Source organism: Vibrio sp. KMM 9700 (assembly GCF_058545285.1).
In genome coordinates this window covers 1-19,982 of sequence record NZ_CM178589.1, presented here as the reverse complement: position 1 = coordinate 19,982, position 19,982 = coordinate 1, and the positions used below count along the sequence as shown (strand labels likewise).

The window sequence follows — 19,982 nt, the reverse complement described above, 5'->3', positions numbered from 1 at the left end:
TTAGACTATCGATTTATTTTGTTGCGCTCTCAAGGTGAAACAGACAACAATTATTTACTGCTCAAGACAGTAGCAGGATTCATATTGCTCGCCTTGGAAGCCGGATACCAAGTCGCGAGTAAGCTTAAAGTCATCGCTGTGCCTGACACCAAGGCGACATCTTGCCAAGCCACTTGTGAGGGTAAAAAGTCGACAAAATAAATATCGCCAGATAAGAACTGATAGCCAATTAAGGACTCAAGTCCTGAAATCAAAGGCGTTAAATTAAAGGCAATCAAAACGCCGACAATACTGCCAAACACGCTCCCCAACACGCCCGACATCACCCCATACCAGATAAAGGTTTGTCTGACCAAAGCATCCGATGCGCCCATAGTGCGTAAAATCGCAATGTCACCGGCTCTGTCTTTGACCGCCATCATCAAGGTGGAAACAATATTAAAACTTGCCACCCCAATGACTAGCACCATAACTAAATACATGATCCCTCTCACCATTTGAATGTCATGGTATAAAAAACCGTATTTATTTTTCCATGTTTTGAGGTATACATATTCTTGGATTTTGCTGCCAATTCGCCCAACAACACTTTCAGCTTGAAAAACATCTTTGGTTTTTATCGAGATGCCATTGACCTTATCTGGATAATCTAAATAGTCCTGACTATCAAGAAGCGGAACTAAGGCAAGGCTATGATCAATCTGACCGCCAAGACTTAATAAGCCGCTTACTTGTAAGCGAATGCGTTGCGGCGCTTGCAACTTGTCTTTGGTATCTTTTGGCGGGATCATAATTGTGACGTTGTCACCAACTTCAACCCCAAGTTTATCCGCAACGCCTTGCCCAAGGATAATTTGCTTTTCATCTGGGCGAAAATTTTGCCACGCATCGTCCTTTATATACTTATATAAATCTGAAACGCCGACTTCCAGCTCAGGCTCCACACCACGGACTTCAACCGCTTTCATCTTTGTGCCATGTTCCACCAAGCCGGTAAAGCGTGTATATGGCGCGCCGGCCAGCACATCCGGCTCAGCCTTGACTTGATTCATCACAGTGCGCCAATCTTGCAGCGGCTGATCCACACCTTCAATCTCACCATGCGCGACAACGGACAATACGCGATGTTCTAATTCACGCTCAAAACCATTCATCGCCGACAAACCTATGATGATCACCGCCACACCGACCGCAATCCCAAGGGTTGAAGAAAGTGAAATAAAGGAAACGAGCTGATTACGCTTTTTGCCTTGGCTAAAGCGTCGCCCTATCCATAAAGACAACATCTTAGTGCTCCTCAACGCGTTGATGGACAGTTAACACGCCATCTTGCATATCGTATTGCTGATCCATTTTTGCCGCTAGGTCTTGATCATGGGTCACAACCAAAAACGCCGTGCCGAGATCCTGATTTAAGCTGCGCATCAAAGCAAAGATCTCTTGCGCAGTTTTTTGATCTAAATTCCCAGTCGGCTCATCTGCTAGCACAACATCAGGTGAGTTAACCAACGCGCGCGCAATCGCCACACGTTGACGCTCACCCCCAGATAATTCTGACGGTCTGTGGCCTAAGCGATGCCCAAGGCCGACTTTTTCAAGCAAACTTTGCGCCGCTTGTTTGGCTTTACCTTGTGACATATTGGCAATTAAAAGCGGCATCATGACGTTTTCAAGGGCGCTAAAATCGGCTAACAAATGATGAAATTGATACACAAAACCTAGGTGCTGATTGCGCAATTTTGCTTGTTTGTTTGAGCTTAAATCAAGCAATTGCTGATCAAGTAAATCCACCTGTCCGCTATCGGCATTATCTAATGCGCCAAGGATATGCAAGAGCGTACTTTTGCCAGAACCAGAAGCGCCAACAATGGCAATAAAGTCACCTTTATTTAGAGAAAACGACACATCTTTTAGCACTTGGGTTGATAAGTTGCCATCGCGATACGTCTTTTGAATATTTTGACAGCTAAGTAATTGAGTCATTGAAACGTCCATAATTATTCTGCGTCGTGACGCATTATTCATAACGCAGCGCTTGCGCAGGTTTCACTTTTGAAGCGCGATACGCTGGGAAAATTGTTGCCACTAGGCTAAGCATCACTGCAAGTAAAATCACTAATATAATTTGCACTGGGTTGATTAATACCGGCAAGCTAAGACCGACTTCAAATAAAGAAATCCCCAGCAGTGACATAATTTGATTTAAGTTTGAAGCAATGAGCGTGCCTAAAATGCCGCCAATCACGGCGCCAAACACGCCACTGGTTGCGCCTTGGATCATAAAAATTGCCAAGACTTTTTGATCGCTCATGCCTTGGGTTTTTAAGATAGCCACTTCGGCTTGTTTCTCCATCACCACCATAATCAGCGCAGAGATAATATTAAACGCAGCCACGGCAATAATAAGCAGAAGCATCAAGCTCATCATGTTTTTCTCCATGCGAACGGCTTGGAAAAACTCACCACGCTGCTCACGCCAATCCGACCATTGCCAGCCTTTTTTGAGCGGCAGATCGGCATCAGTTGTCACATCAAAAGGATCTTGATAGAAAAGTCGCCAACCTGAAATCGTGTCCGCATTCATCCGCAGCAAACGCCCTGCATCTTGAATATGCGTCACCATCAAGCTTGCATCCACATCAGAGCCAGTATTAAAAATCCCTGCCACAGTAAAATTGCGCTGACTAGGAATGCGGCCTAGCGGCGTATATTGGCTCACGCTGGTTACCAAAATGCGCACTTCATCGCCTAAATTCACATCTAAATTGCGTGCCAGACTATGGCCTAAAAAGACTTGATAGCGCCCGGCTTGCAACGCATTGATCCGACCCATCATTAGGTGTTGGTTAATCGGATCATCGGTTGTCGGCTCAATCCCAATGAGCATCCCTGCGCTAATTTGACGCGGGCTTTGGATCACCGCCTCGCCACGCACTAGCGGCGCAACATGGGTGACTTTTTTATATTGACTTAAAAATTCAGGGACTTGATTGCGATCGGTTTGACCATCTTCTTGGCTAACCACAGCTTGTGGCAGTACGCCTAAAATTTTATCTTTGAGTTGACTTTCAAAGCCATTCATCACAGATAAAACCGTGACCAATGCCATCACCCCAATGCCTATCCCTAGTGTCGACATCATGGAAACAAAGCGGCTAAACCTGTCTCCTGAGCGGCCTCTTAAATAACGTAACCCGATAAAAACTGAAACCGGATAATGCATATTCCTCTCCATGCGCTGAGTTACCTAAAAATCAACGCCTTATAAAACCATTATGAAGCGCAAGTTTACCCGATACATAAAATATTTTCACTTGCTAAGTTTTGATGAGTTTTTACTTGATAACCTAGCCCAGTGCGAGATAATTCAATTAACGTTTTTATTTTTGATTATCTTATTGATTAAACAGGTTCAAATGTCTCAATCTCAATCTTTAGCAACGAGCAAGGCGCGAAACTATCAAGCCATGTTTTCCCTGCCGCTTGCCAGCAAGCCCGGCGACAAAAAATATATCGGGGATTTAATTGCCTCGGCCTATAGCGTGACATTAAGCGACTTGGCGATGCAGCATTCAGGGTTTAGCCTGATTTTAGTCTCGGATCACCAAAGAGCCTTGCGTTTGTATGATGAACTTGCCGCTTGCCTTGAGATCCCCGTGCATTTATTCCCAGATTGGGAAACCTTGCCTTATGATAATTTCTCGCCGCATCAAGATATTATCTCAGAGCGCATCGCAAAACTGTATCAATTGCCAAAAATGCAACATGAGGTGATGATTTTACCGGTTAGCACCTTATTGCAGCGCCAGTCGCCACAAGATTTCTTACTCCAAAATACGGTGATCTTTAAAAAAGGCGAACAAGTTTCATTTGAAGCCCTACGCTTGCAGCTTGAAAAAGCGGGTTATCGTCATGTGGATCAAGTCTTTACGCCAGGTGAATATGCCTGTCGTGGCTCGATTATTGATCTCTTTGCCACTGGCACCAATGAGCCGTTTCGAATTGATTTTTTCGATGATGAAATTGACACGATTCGCACCTTTGACCCTGAAAATCAACGATCCATTGAAGATATCGACTCAATTCGATTGATGCCAGCGCATGAGTTTCCAACGACTGAAGAAGCAATTGAGAGCTTTCGTGTGCGTTTTCGCCAAAAGTTTGAAGCAAGACGAGAAGATGAGTCAATTTACTCGCAGGTAAGCAAAGGCATTTGGCCACCAGGGATTGAATATTGGCAGCCTTTATTCTTTGATGCGATGCAAACCTTGTTTGATTACCTGCCTGCCAATACCATGCTATTTAGCTATGAAGGGCTTGAAAAACAACTTGATACCTTTATGGAAGATGTAGCGTATCGTTATGATCAGCGCCGCGTGGATCCCATGCGTCCACTCTTGCCGCCAAGTGAATTATGGCTTGAAAAAGACGAATTTTTTGCTCAGTTAAAAACGCTGCCGCAAGTGATTTTAAGCCAACATGCAGTTACTGAACGCGCCGGTCGCGTCAATCTGAAGTTTCAAACCCTGCCGGATATCAGCACCAAGCAGCAACTAAAAACCCCACTTGCGCCACTTCGTGATTATTGCAAAGAATATTTAGCGGCAAATGAGCAAGGCAAAGTCATTTTCTCAGTTGAGTCCGAAGGTCGCCGTGAAGCCTTGCTTGAATTGCTTGCTGGCGTCAATATCACGCCTCAGCTTGTCAGCAACATCAGTGAAGCGCTCAGCCAAACGAAGCCTGCCTATTTCATCTTGATCAGCGCATTTGAAAATGGTTTTATTAGCCAAAATCCTGATTTTAGTTTGATTTGTGAATCTGATTTACTAGGCGAGCGCGTGGTTGCAAGGCGCAAAAAAGATCGCCAAAACGTCAACCCTGATACGGTGATCCGCCACCTTGCCGAGCTTAAACCTGGGCAACCTGTGGTACACCTTGATCACGGTATTGGTCGCTATATCGGCTTGCAAACCTTAGAGGCTGGCGGCTTAATCTCAGAATATGTCACCCTTGAATATGCCAATCAAGCCAAGCTGTATGTGCCTGTATCATCGCTAAACCTAATTAGCCGCTACTCTGGCGGCGCTGAAGATACTGCGCCACTGCATAAACTCGGCGCGGACACATGGACCAAAGCAAGGCAAAAAGCTGCGGAAAAAGTGCGCGATGTGGCAGCAGAGCTGCTTGATGTCTATGCCAAGCGCGAAGTTAAAAAAGGCTTTGCATTTAAGCTAGATAGACCAAGTTACGCCCAATTTAAAGCCAGTTTCCCGTTTGAAGAAACCCAAGATCAAAGCATGGCTATTAATGCAGTGCTGTCTGACATGTGCCAAGCCAAATCTATGGATCGCTTAGTCTGTGGTGATGTAGGTTTTGGAAAAACCGAAGTGGCGATGCGCGCAGCCTTTGTCGCAACAGATAATGGCAAACAAGTTGCCGTCTTGGTGCCAACCACCTTGCTTGCGCAGCAGCACTTTGAAAACTTTCGCGATCGCTTTGCCAATACCGCAGTAAAAGTTGAGGTTTTATCGCGCTTTAAATCTGCCAAAGAGCAAAAACAAACCTTGGAGCAAGTAGCCAATGGTCAAGTCGATATTATTATCGGCACTCATAAACTGCTTCAAGAAAGTGTTGGATTTTCTGATCTTGGGCTTTTGATTGTCGATGAAGAGCACAGATTTGGCGTGCGCCAAAAAGAGAAGATGAAAGCCATGCGCGCCAATGTAGATATCTTAACTTTAACTGCAACGCCTATTCCGCGTACCTTGAATATGGCGATGAGCGGCATGCGTGACTTGTCGATTATTGCCACCCCACCAGCGCGTCGATTAGCAGTTAAAACCTTTGTTCGCGAGTATGACGGCCCACTTGTGCGTGAAGCGGTACTGCGTGAGATCATGCGTGGCGGTCAAGTGTATTTCTTGCATAATCAAGTTGATACGATTGAAAACGTCGTCCAAGATCTTGCAAAGCTTATTCCTGAGGCGCGGATCACCAGTGCTCACGGGCAAATGCCTGAGCGCGAACTTGAGCGCATTATGAATGATTTTTATCATCAAAGGTTTAACTTACTGGTGTGCTCAACCATTATCGAAACAGGGATTGATATTCCAAGTGCGAATACGATTTTAATTAACCGCGCCGATAAACTTGGGCTTGCGCAGCTGCACCAATTACGTGGCCGTGTTGGACGCTCGCATCACCAAGCCTACGCTTATTTATTAACGCCGCCACCAAAAGCCTTGAGTAAAGATGCGACCAAACGATTGGACGCGATTGCTTCACTCGAAGATTTGGGCGCAGGCTTTACCCTTGCCACCCATGATTTGGAGATTCGCGGCGCAGGTGAGCTGCTTGGTGACGATCAAAGTGGTCAAATCCAATCGATTGGTTTTCATTTGTATATGGAAATGCTTGAGCAAGCGGTTGAGAGCTTAAAACAAGGCCGAGAAGTCAGCTTAAATGAAATGCTCAAAGAACAAACGGAAGTGGAGTTGCGTCTGCCAGCCCTATTGCCTGAGGATTATATTGCAGATGTGAACATGCGCCTGTCTTTGTATAAGCGGATTGCGAGTGTCGAAAGTGAAACTGAAATTGCTGAGTTAAAAGTGGAGCTCATTGATCGCTTTGGGCTTTTACCTGATGCGGCGAAGAACTTACTTGAAGTCAGTAAAATCAAGCTTGAAGCTGCTAAGTGGCAAGTTAAGAAAATTGAAGCGCATGATAAAGGTGGTTATATCGAGTTCTATCAAAATGCCAACTTAAACCCAGCCTTTATTGTCGGATTATTGCAATCTGGCAAAGGTGAGTATGGGATGGATGGGCCAACTAAGCTTAAATTTAGCAAAAACTTAGCCGATAGACGTGAGCGTTTGAAGTTTATCAGTGATTTTGTTGCGCAAGTGGCGAGTAATCAATTGTAAGTCAGCGTGACTGCTTATCGTGATGCCAACCACAAAGACGCTTAAACCATCCTTGGTCGCTATCATTTGCACGTCCATGTGCAAATAATCTTTGCTCTATGGCATTCACGATAAGCAGTACATTCATTAAGTAGTCAAGCTAAGCGAATGTCTGCTTTAGGCATGCAGAATAATTAGTGAAGCTTAAGGTTTGGACGTAGCATCTTATTAATACGTCCAACTAACATCATCATACCTGTCTTAAAGGTGCCGTGAAGCGCCATCAAGTGCATGCGATAAAGCGAGATATACACAACCCTTGCAATACGCCCTTCAACCATCATAGAGCCCTTGGTTAAGTTCCCCATCAAGCTACCAACTGTACTAAAGCGGCTGAGTGATACAAGTGAGCCATGATCTTTGTAAACATAATCTTTAAGCGGCTTATCGTGAATCATCGCAACAATGTTACTAAAGGCGCGGCTTGCCATTTGGTGTGCAGCTTGCGCACGTGGTGGCACAAATGAGCCATCTTCTTGCACGCATGATGCTAAATCACCGATCACAAAAATATCATCATCACGAGTGGTTTGCAGTGTTGGTTTAACCACTAGCTGGTTAATACGGTTCGTTTCAAGACCCGCAATCTCTTTCATATAATCTGGCGCTTTAATTCCGGCCGCCCACACCATGATTTGCGCGTTAATTTTTTCGCCATCTTTGGTCGTAAGGCCCGATTCATCCGCTTGCGTCACCATAGTTTGGGTGCGCACTGTGACGCCAAGCTTGGTTAACTCTTGGGTTGCCGCAGATGAAATACGCTCAGGCAGTGCTGGCAAAATACGCTCGCCGGCTTCCACTAAAGTGACTTTCAATTTACTTGAATCAAGATCATCATAGCCATAAAAGTTAAGTGCTTTGACCGCGTTATGCAGCTCGGCAGACAGCTCAACACCTGTTGCGCCACCACCAACAATCGCAATCTCAACTTGGCCATGACCGCCATTTGCATTCAGGCGCAAAAATTCATTGTTCATTTCTTTACGGAAACGATCGGCTTGATCTGGGCTATCAAGGAAAATACAGTGATCGCTCACCCCAGGAGTATTAAAGTCATTTGATTTTGAGCCAATTGCCAAGATTAAAATATCATAATCAATCGTGCGCTCAGGTGCGAGGCAAGCCCCATGCTCATCTGTGATTTCAGCCAAACGGACATTTTTGTTTTCACGGTCAATATTAATTAAGCTACCCATTTGAAAGTGAAAGTGATGGTTTTTAGCATGCGCAAGATAACTTAATGCATCCACACCAGCGTCCAATGCGCCGGTTGCCACTTCATGCAATAAAGGTTTCCATAGGTGGCTTGTGTTGCGATCAACTAAGGTCACATGCGCATGTTTTTTACGCCCTAAGGTATTTCCGAGTTTAGTTGCAAGCTCTAAACCACCAGCGCCACCGCCAACGACAAGAATTCGTTTCATGGATTCTCCTAAAAAGATAATAATAAAAATGGCATTGATAAGGTCAAACCTCACCAAAAAAATTGGGTGTAAAATAGACAACTTTTCGCATACATTTATTCAACAATGTGTGAATGTATTCTTTGTCCGAATGGACTTTGTTTTTATATTTTTTTGAAAAATTACTCTATTTTTTGATCTAGCTCATTATATCCATGATTTTTTTCGGATCAATAAAAAAATAGCCCTAACCGAAAATGGCAAGGGCTATTTGATTAACAAAATGTCAGCAAATTGATTAAATTGGCTTCACATTTTAGCTTAATTTAAATGCTTTTATTTTTTGCAAGTGCTGCGAGATTTTAGGGAATTTATGCGGCTGCTCTTCATCCCAAACGATTTGATAATATGGGCCGAGCTCTTTTTCGCTGCGCGATACATCTAAAGCCTCATCATGGCGAGACAAGAAGACTAAGCAATTATCTTTATTTTTACTGCGAAAATCATGGATACATTTTGTTGCAATATCTTGATATTCTTCTGGGCGGTCAATTTTACCTTCCATGATTTCTTCAGGAAAAAGATTAGGATTAAATAAGGCTTGTTTAATTCCGCATAAAAAGCCAATACGCTCGGCCCAATATGCGCCTAAACCCACACCACAAATTAAAGGTGATTCATCTTTCGACTCCAACACAAGCTTATTCACTTCCTTTAATAAATGCTGCATATCGTGTTTAGGGTGCACCGTAGAATAAGTCACAAAACGTACATCTTGATCAATAAATTGCAATTGTAGTACTTTTTCATGGTTGCCTGGGCTAGTACTATCAAAACCATGCAAATAAATAATCATAACAAGTTCCTTTTTTATTCATAATTAAGCGTTTAAAGCGACGTTTGAGCAGGTCTAAATTGTACCCTGTATTTTTCTGCGAGAGCATCTTGACTGATTGCGTTCACTTCAAGCATAGATAAAGCATTTAAAGATATCTGTGTCCAAGCGTCATCTTTTGCATTGATTTCAAGCCCTGTTTTGTCATACCAAAAGATTCGGTATTCTAAATTTTGAGTTTGATTGGCAAGATTGGTGACTTTAAAATAAGCAGATTTAAAGCCATCTGTTTGGATAGTTTTAATATCGCTAACTTCAACACTTTGTGCAAGCATTTGATTTGAAAAATAAACTTGCTGATAATTATCAACATTGAGTTTTAGCCCCTGACTACAGCCTGCAAGACCAAGCATGAGTGCGATGGTGCTTGTCACACGCAACCAATTGCGTCCTATATACTTACTCATTGTATTCTTGAACACCTCTATTATGCAAAAAACCATTAATGTTTAATCGACCAACATAGGTCCTAGTGGACGCCCACCAACGAGGTGCATATGTAGATGATAGACTTCTTGACCACCAAAACGGTTGCAATTAATGATCAAGCGAAAACCATCTTCTGCAATCCCTTCTTCTTTAGCAATCTGTTTGGCTGCGCTAAACATTCGTCCAACAATCGCTTCATCTTCAACTTCAATATCATTGACTGTCGGGATGATTTTATTCGGGACGACCAATACATGCACTGGCGCTCTGGGGCTAATATCACGAAAAGCTGTCACTAGATCATCTTGATAAACGATATCCGCAGGGATCTCTTTATTAATGATGCGCGTAAATAATAAATCGGTACTCATTTGGGTCTCCATCAATTTCCAGTATTCAGGACTTATCGAATACTTTATCATGTGTCAATACTTGGTATCCACTTACTTGCGATATTTCGAGTATGCCATAAATAAGACAAAAAAGATTGAACTTGATCGCTTTTTGTATGTCTTTAATTTCAAATCTTTAGCTTAATTTTAACTTTTAAGGTACTCACTTATGCATGTCCATGTCGGCATTCTCGATCAAGACCCTGTGCGCTTAATCACCCCTATTTTTGATAGTCGCTCTGAATGTAATCATATGGTATTTATTGGTGCGCCACATGCCAAACCTATGTATGACAGACTAAAGGGAATTTTAACTGAGCATAAGGTGACAGCTGAGTTTTTTGAAGTTGATTTTGAAACGGATATCTCAGCGATTAATGAACGCTTACAAACCCTTGCGAAGCGTTTAAAACAAGAAGCAGAAATTATTAAATTCAATGCCAGTTGCGGTTTACGCCATCTTTTACTTACCACTTATGAAGTCTTTCGCAGCTATGAATGGCCAATTTTTGTTGTCGAGCCACAAACTGATCGCCTTTGCTGGCTCTATCCAATGGAACTTGATGAAAGACAGCTTCAAGACCACTTGAATATTCAAAACTACTTGGCTATTTTTGGTGCGCGTTGTGAATTCCCCGAACAAGATATTCCTCAGCATTTAGATGATAAATTACATCAACTTGGGCAACGTTGGGCAAGTCATGCACTGGAGCTTGGACCTGGCCTTGCCACACTCAACTATTTAGCAACCACTTGTCGTAAAGAGCAAGTCCTCGATGTTGCCTTAACTGAAAAGCAGCAAGGTTATAAAGAGCTTGCTGAGCTGATTTCCGATCTCGTTGAAACTAAAATTGCCTCGTATAAAGATGGCGTTTTAACCTTTAAAAGTGAAGATGCCAGACGTTTTGCCAATGGTTTATGGCTCGAAAACCTTGTCCACAGCACCTTACGTAAAATCCAATCGCAATTACCGACGATTCAAGATCATAGTTTGAATGTGCAAGTCTACCGCGACCATGAAGGACGAGAAGTTCGTAATGAATTGGATGTTGCGGCAGTAGTGAACAACAAACTACATATTATTGAATGTAAAACCAAAGGCATGCGTGATGATGGCGATGATACGCTATATAAACTTGAATCATTGCGCGACCTATTAGGTGGTCTGCAAGCACGTGCTATGTTGGTGAGTTTCCGTCCACTTCGTTACAATGACCTCTCGCGCGCAGCAGATTTAGGTCTTGCCATCATAGGCCCTGATGAGCTGAAAGATTTACACCAACATCTAAGTCATTGGCTACTTGATGCCGGCGGCTTGAAATAATTAAATTGTTGTTGGACATAAAAAAGGAGCTAAACTTGCATCTAGCTCCTTTATCTATTTTATGCTTTTAAACCTGATAAAAGACAAAGTTAAAGCTTAACCGTCTTGCGTGAGTAAGATTCGCGCCGCTTCAACCACAACTTCAATTGAGCGATTTTCAGCAGCTTTCAATGTCTCATGATCAGGAATTTCATCAAGGCTGCGGTTTACAATCACGCCTGCAACACAGCCCGCTTTTAAGCCATTACTGGCACACATAGTCAGCAAAGTGGCGGATTCCATCTCAAAATTAAGCACGCCCATTTCTTGCCACTCTTTCATTGAGCCGCGAAATTTACTCAAGACCCGGCCATTAAAAGTATCGTATCTTTCTTGGCCTGGATAGAAAGTATCACTTGAGGCTGTGACCCCTGTGTGCACTTTCACGCCCGTTTGCATCGCTGCATCGCGCATCGCAAGTGCCACATCAAAGTCTGCAACAGCAGGAAACTCAAGTGGCGCAAAGTGAGAGCTTGCGCCATCTAAACGCACCGAGCCTGTCGTCACTATCATATCACCTAGGTTAATATGTGGCTGAATCGCCCCCGTGGTACCAACTCGCAAGAAGGTACGTACGCCTAGTTGCGCTAATTCTTCTACGGCAATTGATGTTGACGGTCCGCCAATACCTGTGGAGCAAACCACTACTGATTGGCCAGCAAGTTTCGCCAGAAATAAAGTGTATTCACGTTGACTGGATAAGAATTTTGGTTCATCCATTAATTTGGCAATTTTCTCAACACGCGCCGGATCACCAGGGATAATGGCGATGCTCGCCCCTTCAAGAGAGTCTTGATTAACACCTAAATGGAATACATTTGTTTGAGACATAAGTTCGCCTTTTTTGTTTTTATGAACTTCAATTTGTTTTGTAACGTCTAGATTACAGAAGAATCATAACCGATCGCGTGATCAAAATCACAGTGTAAAATTCTCTTGTTTTTAGTGGGCAAGGCAAACGGTTTGGATCTCACTTTCGCCCAGATCCTTTGCTTCGCGCATAAAAAAGCCAACCGCTTCACTGGGTTGGCTTCGCACACATTGACAAACTAAATGAAACAGCCTGCCGCGCTTTATAATGGATGCGCAAAACAGATCTTAATATTTTCATTCACCGCTTTTAACACCTCACGCCTTGAGATAATACCAACTAACTTTTTATTCTCAACGACAGGATAAACCTTTGGCTTACCTTCTTTCATCATTTCAGCCAACTCAAGAACCGACATTTCAGGCGAAACCGTCAGCACTTCAGTACGCATACAATCGCCTACACTATGTGTGTCGTGGCAATGGTATCCAACTTGAACCAAGCGATGCAACAGGTCTTGCTCAGAGACAAAGCCGACGACTTCATTTCTATCATTCACGACAGGGCCACCAATGTTGACCGCATTGAGCACCTTGTCTAATGCAACCGATAAAGACATTTCAGGCGTGAAAGTTACCGCCCTTGGTCGCATATAATCTTTTACTTTTAATGATGTCATCTGTATCTCCTTTCAAACTCTACTCATAAAAGATTGATCAGTGATTCATCCATGGATTCACCTATAAGATCTCTTTCTTGGAATGAGCACCTTTTTTGAAAACCATTGTTGTCTATAAAATCAATCAGTTATATTTATCAGCTAGCCATGGAAATATGATTTAGCCTATTTTTAGCTTAGTTTAAATCTTCAAAAATTGTATATAAAATAAACGCTTCTGTGATAAACATAGCTTTATTTAATCGCGATAGTAAAATTTTGTGCTCTGTCTCAACTTTAGAAGTATATTATTTTATAATCTATATACTTTTGATTTTAGAGTTTAAATCTATGCGCCCTGCTAAACAGTTTTTGTATTCAATTTTCCCAGGCAATCAACCAGATAAAACCTCGGTTGCCTTACTCATAACATGCTTTTTAATGGGCATTGCAAGCGCCTTTACTGTCCCCGTGATGAGTTTATTTTTATCTCAAAGCGTACAAGTAAGGCCGATTTATATTGGTCAATTTTTTGTCATTATGACCTTAAGTGGGGTATTAATTAGCCAAGGTATTGCATGGTTTTCAGATAAAGGGATAGATAGAAAGAAACTCATTTTATTTGCCAACCTGATGGGCACAATTGGCTTCTTAATTTTTGCATTTTCACGCCAGTACTGGGTGCTTGTTGCCAGCGCCGCCATTTTTATTAGTGCAAGTTCTGCGGCAATGCCACAGGTCTTTGCCCTCGCGCGTGAGATCCTCGATAAGCAAAATCGTCCATCCATGCAATTTAATAATATTCTTAGAGCACAAATCTCTCTCGGTTGGGTCATCGGCCCACCGATTGCATTTTTTCTTGCTGATAGTTTTGGCTTTGTATTCTTATTTAGCTTGGCCGCTTTAATGTTTTTACTGCTATTAATCGTTGTCGCTATTTTCATACCCGCGCAGCCAATTAAATACGTCAAATCGGAATCGGATACCCCTGCCGCACTCGATTCATTATGGCGCGACAAACACATTGTCTTTTTGTCGCTCGCTTTTTTGCTTATGTATGCCGGGAATAATATGTATCTCATCAGCATGCCATTATACATGACGCATACTTTAGGATTAGATTCATCCTTTGCCGGCAGTCTGATGGGCACCGCGGCATTTATTGAGATCCCCATCATGCTAATTATCGGCAAATACGTCTCTCAATTTGGCAAAAAGCGTTTAATTAACTTATCTATTTTGTGCGGTGTGTTGTTTTACATTGGTGTATTGTTAAATACGACTCCTGCTATTTTCCTCTTTTTACAGCTGTTTAACGGGGTATTTATTGGCGTCACCGCGGCCTTAGGTATTGCATATTTTCAAGATTTAAAACCAAGTAAAATGGGTCAAGTGACAACTTTATATACCAATGCGATAAAGACTGGTGGGATTATCGGCAGCGCTTGTGCGGGGGTGATTGCTGACTTTGCAAGCTTACATGACGTCTTCTTTGCCGCCTTAGCTGTTGTGATACTATCGTATGTGTCGATGCAACTAGTCAAAGATGTTGATAAGCCTGAGTAAAAATAGACAAATCAAGGAAGATATAAACTAAAACGCCAACACTGACAGCATTGGCGTTTTGTTATTTATTTAAGAAGAATAATTAGCTTGTGCGATCAAAGTGAAGTAACTGGCTCGTTTGACTTCCAACAAAATTTAAACTGACTTCGTGTCGACCTGAAGCGTGTGCTGCCTCTTTCGCACGATACATCTCAGTGTCTGCGCGTTGGATCAACTCACGAATATCATAACCTTGCTCTGGGTTCACAGATGCACCACCAATACTCAAATTAACGGCATACGGACGCAATCTTTCATATTCAGCCAAGAAACGATTAATATAAACTGACGCGTTCTCAATCGGCGTGTTTGGCAATAATATACAAAACTCATCGCCACCATAACGCACTGCAATTTCAGTTTTACGCATCGTTTGTAAAATAGCTGTCGCGACGGATACTAACACTTCATCACCAGCTAGATGGCCATGTGTGTCATTGATTTCCTTAAATTTATTGACATCTATATACAGTCCGGTCAAATGACTTTGGGTGCGTTCTGCAACCGATGCCGCCATTTCAAGTTGCTCATAAAAAGCACGCTGATTATATAGATTGGTCAAAGGATCACGCATAGAAAGCTCTGTTAGCTCTTTGGTACGCAATGCAACTTTTTCTTCCAAGTTAGCCGCATAAGCCTCAAGTTGACGGTTTGCTGTTTCAACCTCGGATTGCAAGGCTGCGATATAAGTATCAAACACAAACTGGTTATCAAAGTATAAAACCTTACGCAGTGCTTGCTTGAGGAGTTTAATATTTAACTCTTTACCATTTTCATCTGCATACTCATCAAGCAAGTCTTCTAATAAAATTTGCAATTGATTGATCCCAGACAAATACAAACGTGGACTCACCCCAATGCGTTGGTGTACTTTACCAATACGTAAGCGCTTCTCAACATATGCCAAATCATAATGGCCTGCGAATAAATCTATGACATATTGACGTAAGCCAAAATGAAGATTTGAAAGCGTCTCACTATCACCAATTTTTAATGCGATCTCAGGAATTTGGGTTTGCAAACGATAAAACTCTTCTACTAACTCGTTTACACGTGGTTGCACCCATAAAAGAACAGATTTTAGTAGTGTTTCATCTTCAGGTGTCAGTCCCATAAAGACTTTTCGACGCTCTATTTCATGCTCTCCAATGCGAAGTTGCTCCGAAAGAGTTTGCATTACTTGTTGCATAGACTAAGGCCTTAAACTATCAAGGTTAAAATTTAATGAAAATTATCTAGCCCGAGGATACTAAAATTATCTATATACTTTCAAGGTATATCATGTAAATTTTGGTAATATAATAATATATTTTTAGTTATATGTGACATTACCTGTTTATTTACAATAATTAATATATATGTGTTATATGAGAGCGATAAATTATATAAAAATATTATTATTTAGGCCTTTATTATGAATAATGACTCTTCACCTTCACCTTTGAATACAAAACATTGCTTAATTGTTGAAGGCGGTGCAATGCGAGGTATTTTTGCCGCAGGTGTGTTTGATGCATGGTTAGAGAAACCAGCCCAAGTGCCGCAATTTGACTGGTGTATGGGGGTTTCAGCAGGCTCAACGGCGCTTGCGTCGTGGTTGTCTAAACAACATGGCCGAACCTATAAGGTCATTACTGACTACTCGTGCCGACCTGAATTTATTAACCTTTTACGCTTTATTCGTGGCGGGCATGGCCTTGATTTAGATTGGTTATGGGAGATTTGTTTACAAGAATATCCTATTGATTTAGATATATTATTCTCTAGCCAGATACCTTTATATGCCGTGACCACCCAGGTCAGTACTGGGCATGCTCACTATATACAGGCGACACCGAATAACGCTGAAACATTACTCAAAGCGTCTTGCTCTGTGCCCTTAGCTTATCGTGATTACCCTAAAGTATTCGAGCAAGCGATGACAGATGGTGGCGTCGCGGATTCAATTCCAGTCCAACGTGCCTATGAAATGGGAGCTCGAGAAATTACTGTGGTGTTATCGAACCCTGATGGCTATTGCAAATCTGCGCCGAAATCACCTTGGTTCACCCAAAGGTTATTTAAAAATTCCCCTGCACTTGGCCAAGCAATGCTCAAGCGCGCCGACGTTTATAATCAAAGTATGGGGTTTATTAAATCACCACCCAAAGATTGTAAAATAAAAGTGATTGCACCACCTGCGCAATTTCCAGTTAAACGTTTGACCAAACAAAAAGAAAAACTCGATATTGGCTATCAAATGGGTAAAGATGCGGGTGTAGATTTTTTAAAGCAGCATGCAAGTGCACTCAAATCAGACCGCTAGCCTAACTTAACTGCCAAAGCGTGTGGCTTGAAAACAATTCAGCAATTTGTGCATAAAATAGCAGCAAATTAAAGTGCAAGTAATCGCAAAGCAAATACTTGAAATGCGATAAAAAGCACTATAAATCAAGTCACTATTTGGCTGTAGATACTGTCCAAAGAGTACTCCAAGAGAGCTCATGGCAGCAAAACCAACCCCAGATCCTGAACTTTCTGTCACATGGATATGCGCAAAGAGCATGAGGCCGAGCCAAAAAATTGGGATCACGAAGATAAGTTGCCCAGACCAATCATACAAAACTAGTTGCGCTAAGATCCCATAGCTAACGCCAAGCAAGGTACCTGTTGCCCGCTTTCTTGCATAGACCAGCATCCCATTCCAATGCATCGGAAATAGAAGTAACAGACTCGTCGCTTGCGCAGACATTGAACCTTGTAGATCAAAGACTTGAAAGACGATATAAGAAAGAGTAGCCATACTCGCACCAAGCAAAGCTTCATGCCGCATTCTATTCTTATTTTTATCTACCGGTGTGGGTTTAGCACGTTCGCTGACATCAGGGCAAATCATATACATAAACGCGGTTAAAATGAGCGCCATCAAGGTGCCATAAAAATTATCCGCAATCAGGCGGTTTATATCCACATTCTGATAACTGGCAAAATGCAGCATGATGCTTAAATTAATCACCCCATTGGAGCCAAACAAAAATAGGCTGCCTTTAGACATACCGATAAAACGATATAAAAAAAGCAAGAATACAATCAGGATCATTAACGCAGGCTTATCGCCAAAAATACCTGTAAGCAGCCCAACTTCTACCCCACACATCACCGCAGCCATAATCATCTGTATCACAACAGAGCGGTTCACTTTTGGCGCTAGGGCTAAAAGCAAGATAGGATTTATCACATAAAAGATTGGGTTAGCAAACTCACACACTTTCGCGATAAATAGCGCTATCGCGCCAGCACATGCCACGCGTAAACACTGTCGATAAGCATTATCTGTGAGTGGAAAATTTCGAATTAACATGCTGTTGTGGCTCGTTTAATAAATATAATGTAAGACACTGATAAGCTTAATTTGAAAATGTGCAAGCCATGCAAGAATTGGATTTTCAGGGACAAGCTGAACACTCGCAAGCGATCCAGCAGCAAAAGCTGGCACAGGTTGGGTATCAAGAGCAAAGTGAATTCGCAAACGCTGCGCATCACGTACCCATCGGTCTGAAGCGCTTGGTGTCGCGAGCACACCATTCGCATCAAACTGCCCACTACTCACCCCAGCATCAATACTGGTTACTTGCGCAATATAGAGCACCCCTGGGTGACCATCAAAGGTAACATAAGCTTTATCCCCTGCTTTCACCCCGCGCAATGCTTTCTCTCTAAAATCAGCAATCACATCCATTTGATTCGCGATTAACGCAAGAGACGATTGACCCGCAGACACATAACCACCAACATCAAGCTGTAAATTTGAAATTTGACCATCAGTACGTGCCGTCACCTGTGTATAAGCAAGATTCAGTTTGGCTTGTTTTAAGTTATTTTGTGCCACACGAAGACTTAAGTTATTTGCCCCCTTTTCGCCACGCGTCACCTCAAGTTGGCGTAGCTGAGCTTTTGCAGACAACAGATTCGCTCGTGCACTCGCAGCTGCGCTATCTGCAGCATCTTTTTCTTGACGTGAAACCCCTTTACTTGCATAGAGGCTATCCATGCGCGCAGCTTCTTTATTTTTTTGACTACTTGTGGCTTCACTCGCTTTAACTTGCGCACGTGCAGCCTCAATCGATGCATCCAATTCTTGATTCGTTTGTTTCGCCTTTTCCAACGCTAAATGCGCATCTTGAACCGCAAGTAAATACGGCTCTTGATCAATTTCAAATAAAGGATCGCCTTTATGTACGACTTGGTTATTCTTAACATTTACCTTCACCACACGCCCACTCACCTGAGGCGCAACTTTAGTCACAAGACGAGTAGACATCGCTTGGGTTGTCATCGGCATCTTCAAGTCTGCAAATAAAAAGTAGATGAACACAAAAATAAAAATGCAACTTGTTACTTTGACTAAACGGTTAAATTGTTGATCTGGTGTCATACCTTTCTCTTAAATAAATTCTTTTTCACTTTATTACAAATCTTACGGACTAAAACCGAATGATTATCATTTATTTTTAACGCAATGTACTTGTGCATTTCTGGTCATCATCGCGAGGAGACGATTAAAATCATCTAACTCTTGTTCAGAGATCCCAGTCAAAATATCCAAGCGTAAGCCCAAAATAATGACTTCCATTTCATCTAGGATTTGTTTGCCTTTTGGCGTTAAAAAGACCAATCGCGAGCGTTTATCTTGCGGCGATTGATGACGTTCGATGAAAGATTGCTCTTCCAACTGACTAAGCGTACGCATTAAAGATGGCAATTCGATTTCAAGATGTTGCGCGAGCTCTTTTTGACTGACTCCATTCCCTAAGGCGGCAAGTTTCCATAACGCGGTCCATCTTGGATGAGTTAAGCCAAGTGGCGCAAGCTTCTCATCCGCAGCTTTACGCCATAGGCGGCTCAAGCGACCGAGACGTTCGGCAAGAGAATGATGGGGTAGATCTAAATGGGACACGGACATATTACTTAGCCTGCTAACTAAAACATGCGCCAAGTATACATTTGATTAGCACGCTAAGTAAATATCTTTTTTTGCTGATAATTAGACGTGTTTAAGATTAAATAACTGCTTGATGCGTCGCTAACTGAACGAAAGTATTGACAAAAAGTACGAAAAACATCACACTTTGAAGATGCTAGAGCATATGAGATCAAGAATTACTTTGTGTTATGTCAATTTTTGTAAAGATTTACAGGAAAGAATAGCATTTAAAAATAAAAGTCTTTACACTCTAGTAAAGGTAAATGAGAAAATTAAAGAGATATTAAGCGCAATAGAAAACACTATTTGATTAAAAAACAATCTTAAAATGTGATTTCTTAAGCAAGTTAAAAACAATGTTTCTTAAAAGTTCAATTTATTTGGTATAATAACCATAGATTGAACCGTGATACGACAAGCGTTTACAAAAGATCAAGCAAAAAATCATGTAAATTAACAAATAAAGTATTATTGAACTATTTACACTTGGTCGTTGTCGTT

The 19,982-nt window shown here is 42.1% G+C and carries 17 protein-coding genes; 4 read left to right on the top strand and 13 right to left on the bottom strand.

What is annotated here, in order from left to right:
• Positions 1–50: 50 nt before the first annotated feature.
• The 3 genes from lolE to lolC are packed head-to-tail and all read right to left on the bottom strand — an operon-like array spanning position 51 to position 3,223.
• Entirely contained in the window at positions 51–1,286 is a 1,236-nt protein-coding gene (gene lolE, locus AC2VOY_RS00085; protein ID WP_491831518.1) for a lipoprotein-releasing ABC transporter permease subunit LolE, read from the bottom strand.
• 1 nt (position 1,287) lies between these two features.
• Entirely contained in the window at positions 1,288–1,983 is a 696-nt protein-coding gene (lolD, locus tag AC2VOY_RS00080) for a lipoprotein-releasing ABC transporter ATP-binding protein LolD (RefSeq protein WP_491831517.1), read from the bottom strand.
• A 34-nt stretch (positions 1,984–2,017) separates the two neighbouring features.
• A complete protein-coding gene (lolC, locus tag AC2VOY_RS00075) occupies positions 2,018–3,223 on the bottom strand; it encodes a lipoprotein-releasing ABC transporter permease subunit LolC (protein ID WP_491831516.1) in 1,206 nt (401 codons plus the stop codon).
• 244 nt (positions 3,224–3,467) lie between these two features.
• Here lolC and mfd point away from each other — a divergent pair, with 244 nt between their 5' ends.
• Positions 3,468–6,923 (top strand): transcription-repair coupling factor, encoded by a 3,456-nt coding sequence (mfd, locus tag AC2VOY_RS00070; RefSeq protein WP_491833082.1) that lies wholly within the window; start codon positions 3,468–3,470, stop codon positions 6,921–6,923.
• Positions 6,924–7,096: 173 nt separating this feature from the next.
• On the opposite strand, the gene AC2VOY_RS00065 is transcribed toward mfd, so the two are convergent.
• The 4 genes from AC2VOY_RS00065 to AC2VOY_RS00050 all read right to left on the bottom strand — a co-directional run bounded on the left by AC2VOY_RS00065 (position 7,097) and on the right by AC2VOY_RS00050 (position 10,060).
• The gene (locus AC2VOY_RS00065; RefSeq protein ID WP_491831515.1) at positions 7,097–8,386 is read right to left on the bottom strand and encodes an NAD(P)/FAD-dependent oxidoreductase; all 1,290 of its coding nucleotides are present in this window, start codon (positions 8,384–8,386) and stop codon (positions 7,097–7,099) included.
• Between the two features lie 295 nt (positions 8,387–8,681).
• A complete protein-coding gene (gene ycfP, locus AC2VOY_RS00060) occupies positions 8,682–9,221 on the bottom strand; it encodes an alpha/beta hydrolase YcfP (RefSeq protein WP_491831514.1) in 540 nt (179 codons plus the stop codon).
• A gap of 32 nt (positions 9,222–9,253) precedes the next feature.
• A complete protein-coding gene (locus AC2VOY_RS00055) occupies positions 9,254–9,667 on the bottom strand; it encodes a YcfL family putative periplasmic lipoprotein (RefSeq protein ID WP_491831513.1) in 414 nt (137 codons plus the stop codon).
• Between the two features lie 42 nt (positions 9,668–9,709).
• Positions 9,710–10,060: an HIT domain-containing protein gene (locus tag AC2VOY_RS00050; protein ID WP_491831512.1), complete on the bottom strand. Its 351-nt coding sequence runs from the start codon at positions 10,058–10,060 to the stop codon at positions 9,710–9,712.
• A 190-nt stretch (positions 10,061–10,250) separates the two neighbouring features.
• Between AC2VOY_RS00050 and AC2VOY_RS00045 the strand changes: the two genes are divergently transcribed.
• On the top strand, positions 10,251–11,405 hold the full coding sequence (locus AC2VOY_RS00045) for a Card1-like endonuclease domain-containing protein (RefSeq protein WP_491831511.1): 1,155 nt from the start codon (positions 10,251–10,253) through the stop codon (positions 11,403–11,405).
• Positions 11,406–11,501: 96 nt separating this feature from the next.
• On the opposite strand, the gene udp is transcribed toward AC2VOY_RS00045, so the two are convergent.
• Positions 11,502–12,275 carry a uridine phosphorylase gene (udp, locus tag AC2VOY_RS00040; RefSeq protein WP_491831510.1) on the bottom strand — a complete coding sequence of 258 codons (774 nt, stop codon included), beginning with the start codon at positions 12,273–12,275 and terminating at the stop codon, positions 11,502–11,504.
• A gap of 242 nt (positions 12,276–12,517) precedes the next feature.
• Complete coding sequence (locus AC2VOY_RS00035) at positions 12,518–12,934, bottom strand: CBS domain-containing protein (RefSeq protein WP_491831509.1); 417 nt, start codon at positions 12,932–12,934, stop codon at positions 12,518–12,520.
• A gap of 330 nt (positions 12,935–13,264) precedes the next feature.
• On the opposite strand from AC2VOY_RS00035, the gene AC2VOY_RS00030 reads away from it, so the two are divergent.
• A complete protein-coding gene (locus tag AC2VOY_RS00030; RefSeq protein ID WP_491831507.1) occupies positions 13,265–14,479 on the top strand; it encodes a sugar efflux transporter in 1,215 nt (404 codons plus the stop codon).
• Between the two features lie 82 nt (positions 14,480–14,561).
• Here AC2VOY_RS00030 and AC2VOY_RS00025 read toward each other — a convergent pair whose 3' ends face one another.
• The gene (locus AC2VOY_RS00025) at positions 14,562–15,707 is read right to left on the bottom strand and encodes a GGDEF domain-containing protein (RefSeq protein WP_491831506.1); all 1,146 of its coding nucleotides are present in this window, start codon (positions 15,705–15,707) and stop codon (positions 14,562–14,564) included.
• A gap of 225 nt (positions 15,708–15,932) precedes the next feature.
• Here AC2VOY_RS00025 and AC2VOY_RS00020 point away from each other — a divergent pair, with 225 nt between their 5' ends.
• The gene (locus AC2VOY_RS00020) at positions 15,933–16,823 is read left to right on the top strand and encodes a patatin-like phospholipase family protein (RefSeq protein ID WP_491831505.1); all 891 of its coding nucleotides are present in this window, start codon (positions 15,933–15,935) and stop codon (positions 16,821–16,823) included.
• Positions 16,824–16,829: 6 nt separating this feature from the next.
• On the opposite strand, the gene AC2VOY_RS00015 is transcribed toward AC2VOY_RS00020, so the two are convergent.
• The 3 genes from AC2VOY_RS00015 to slyA form a co-directional block, all read right to left on the bottom strand.
• Positions 16,830–17,858, bottom strand: a complete 1,029-nt coding sequence (locus AC2VOY_RS00015; protein ID WP_491831504.1) for a DUF2955 domain-containing protein — start codon at positions 17,856–17,858, stop codon at positions 16,830–16,832.
• 15 nt (positions 17,859–17,873) lie between these two features.
• On the bottom strand, positions 17,874–18,932 hold the full coding sequence (locus AC2VOY_RS00010; RefSeq protein WP_491831503.1) for an HlyD family secretion protein: 1,059 nt from the start codon (positions 18,930–18,932) through the stop codon (positions 17,874–17,876).
• A gap of 66 nt (positions 18,933–18,998) precedes the next feature.
• Positions 18,999–19,460: a transcriptional regulator SlyA gene (slyA, locus tag AC2VOY_RS00005; RefSeq protein WP_491831502.1), complete on the bottom strand. Its 462-nt coding sequence runs from the start codon at positions 19,458–19,460 to the stop codon at positions 18,999–19,001.
• Positions 19,461–19,982: the final 522 nt, after the last annotated feature.

Bases quoted from the DNA above. Each gene is read 5' to 3' on its own strand.
- lolE (WP_491831518.1), bottom strand. From the start codon at position 1,286: ATGTTGTCTTTATGGATAGGGCGACGCTTTAGCCAAGGCAAAAAGCGT.
- lolD (WP_491831517.1), bottom strand. From the start codon at position 1,983: ATGACTCAATTACTTAGCTGTCAAAATATTCAAAAGACGTATCGCGAT.
- lolC (WP_491831516.1), bottom strand. From the start codon at position 3,223: ATGCATTATCCGGTTTCAGTTTTTATCGGGTTACGTTATTTAAGAGGC.
- mfd (WP_491833082.1), top strand. From the start codon at position 3,468: ATGTTTTCCCTGCCGCTTGCCAGCAAGCCCGGCGACAAAAAATATATC.
- AC2VOY_RS00065 (WP_491831515.1), bottom strand. From the start codon at position 8,386: ATGAAACGAATTCTTGTCGTTGGCGGTGGCGCTGGTGGTTTAGAGCTT.
- ycfP (WP_491831514.1), bottom strand. From the start codon at position 9,221: ATGATTATTTATTTGCATGGTTTTGATAGTACTAGCCCAGGCAACCAT.
- AC2VOY_RS00055 (WP_491831513.1), bottom strand. From the start codon at position 9,667: ATGAGTAAGTATATAGGACGCAATTGGTTGCGTGTGACAAGCACCATC.
- AC2VOY_RS00050 (WP_491831512.1), bottom strand. From the start codon at position 10,060: ATGAGTACCGATTTATTATTTACGCGCATCATTAATAAAGAGATCCCT.
- AC2VOY_RS00045 (WP_491831511.1), top strand. From the start codon at position 10,251: ATGCATGTCCATGTCGGCATTCTCGATCAAGACCCTGTGCGCTTAATC.
- udp (WP_491831510.1), bottom strand. From the start codon at position 12,275: ATGTCTCAAACAAATGTATTCCATTTAGGTGTTAATCAAGACTCTCTT.
- AC2VOY_RS00035 (WP_491831509.1), bottom strand. From the start codon at position 12,934: ATGACATCATTAAAAGTAAAAGATTATATGCGACCAAGGGCGGTAACT.
- AC2VOY_RS00030 (WP_491831507.1), top strand. From the start codon at position 13,265: ATGCGCCCTGCTAAACAGTTTTTGTATTCAATTTTCCCAGGCAATCAA.
- AC2VOY_RS00025 (WP_491831506.1), bottom strand. From the start codon at position 15,707: ATGCAACAAGTAATGCAAACTCTTTCGGAGCAACTTCGCATTGGAGAG.
- AC2VOY_RS00020 (WP_491831505.1), top strand. From the start codon at position 15,933: ATGAATAATGACTCTTCACCTTCACCTTTGAATACAAAACATTGCTTA.
- AC2VOY_RS00015 (WP_491831504.1), bottom strand. From the start codon at position 17,858: ATGTTAATTCGAAATTTTCCACTCACAGATAATGCTTATCGACAGTGT.
- AC2VOY_RS00010 (WP_491831503.1), bottom strand. From the start codon at position 18,932: ATGACACCAGATCAACAATTTAACCGTTTAGTCAAAGTAACAAGTTGC.
- slyA (WP_491831502.1), bottom strand. From the start codon at position 19,460: ATGTCCGTGTCCCATTTAGATCTACCCCATCATTCTCTTGCCGAACGT.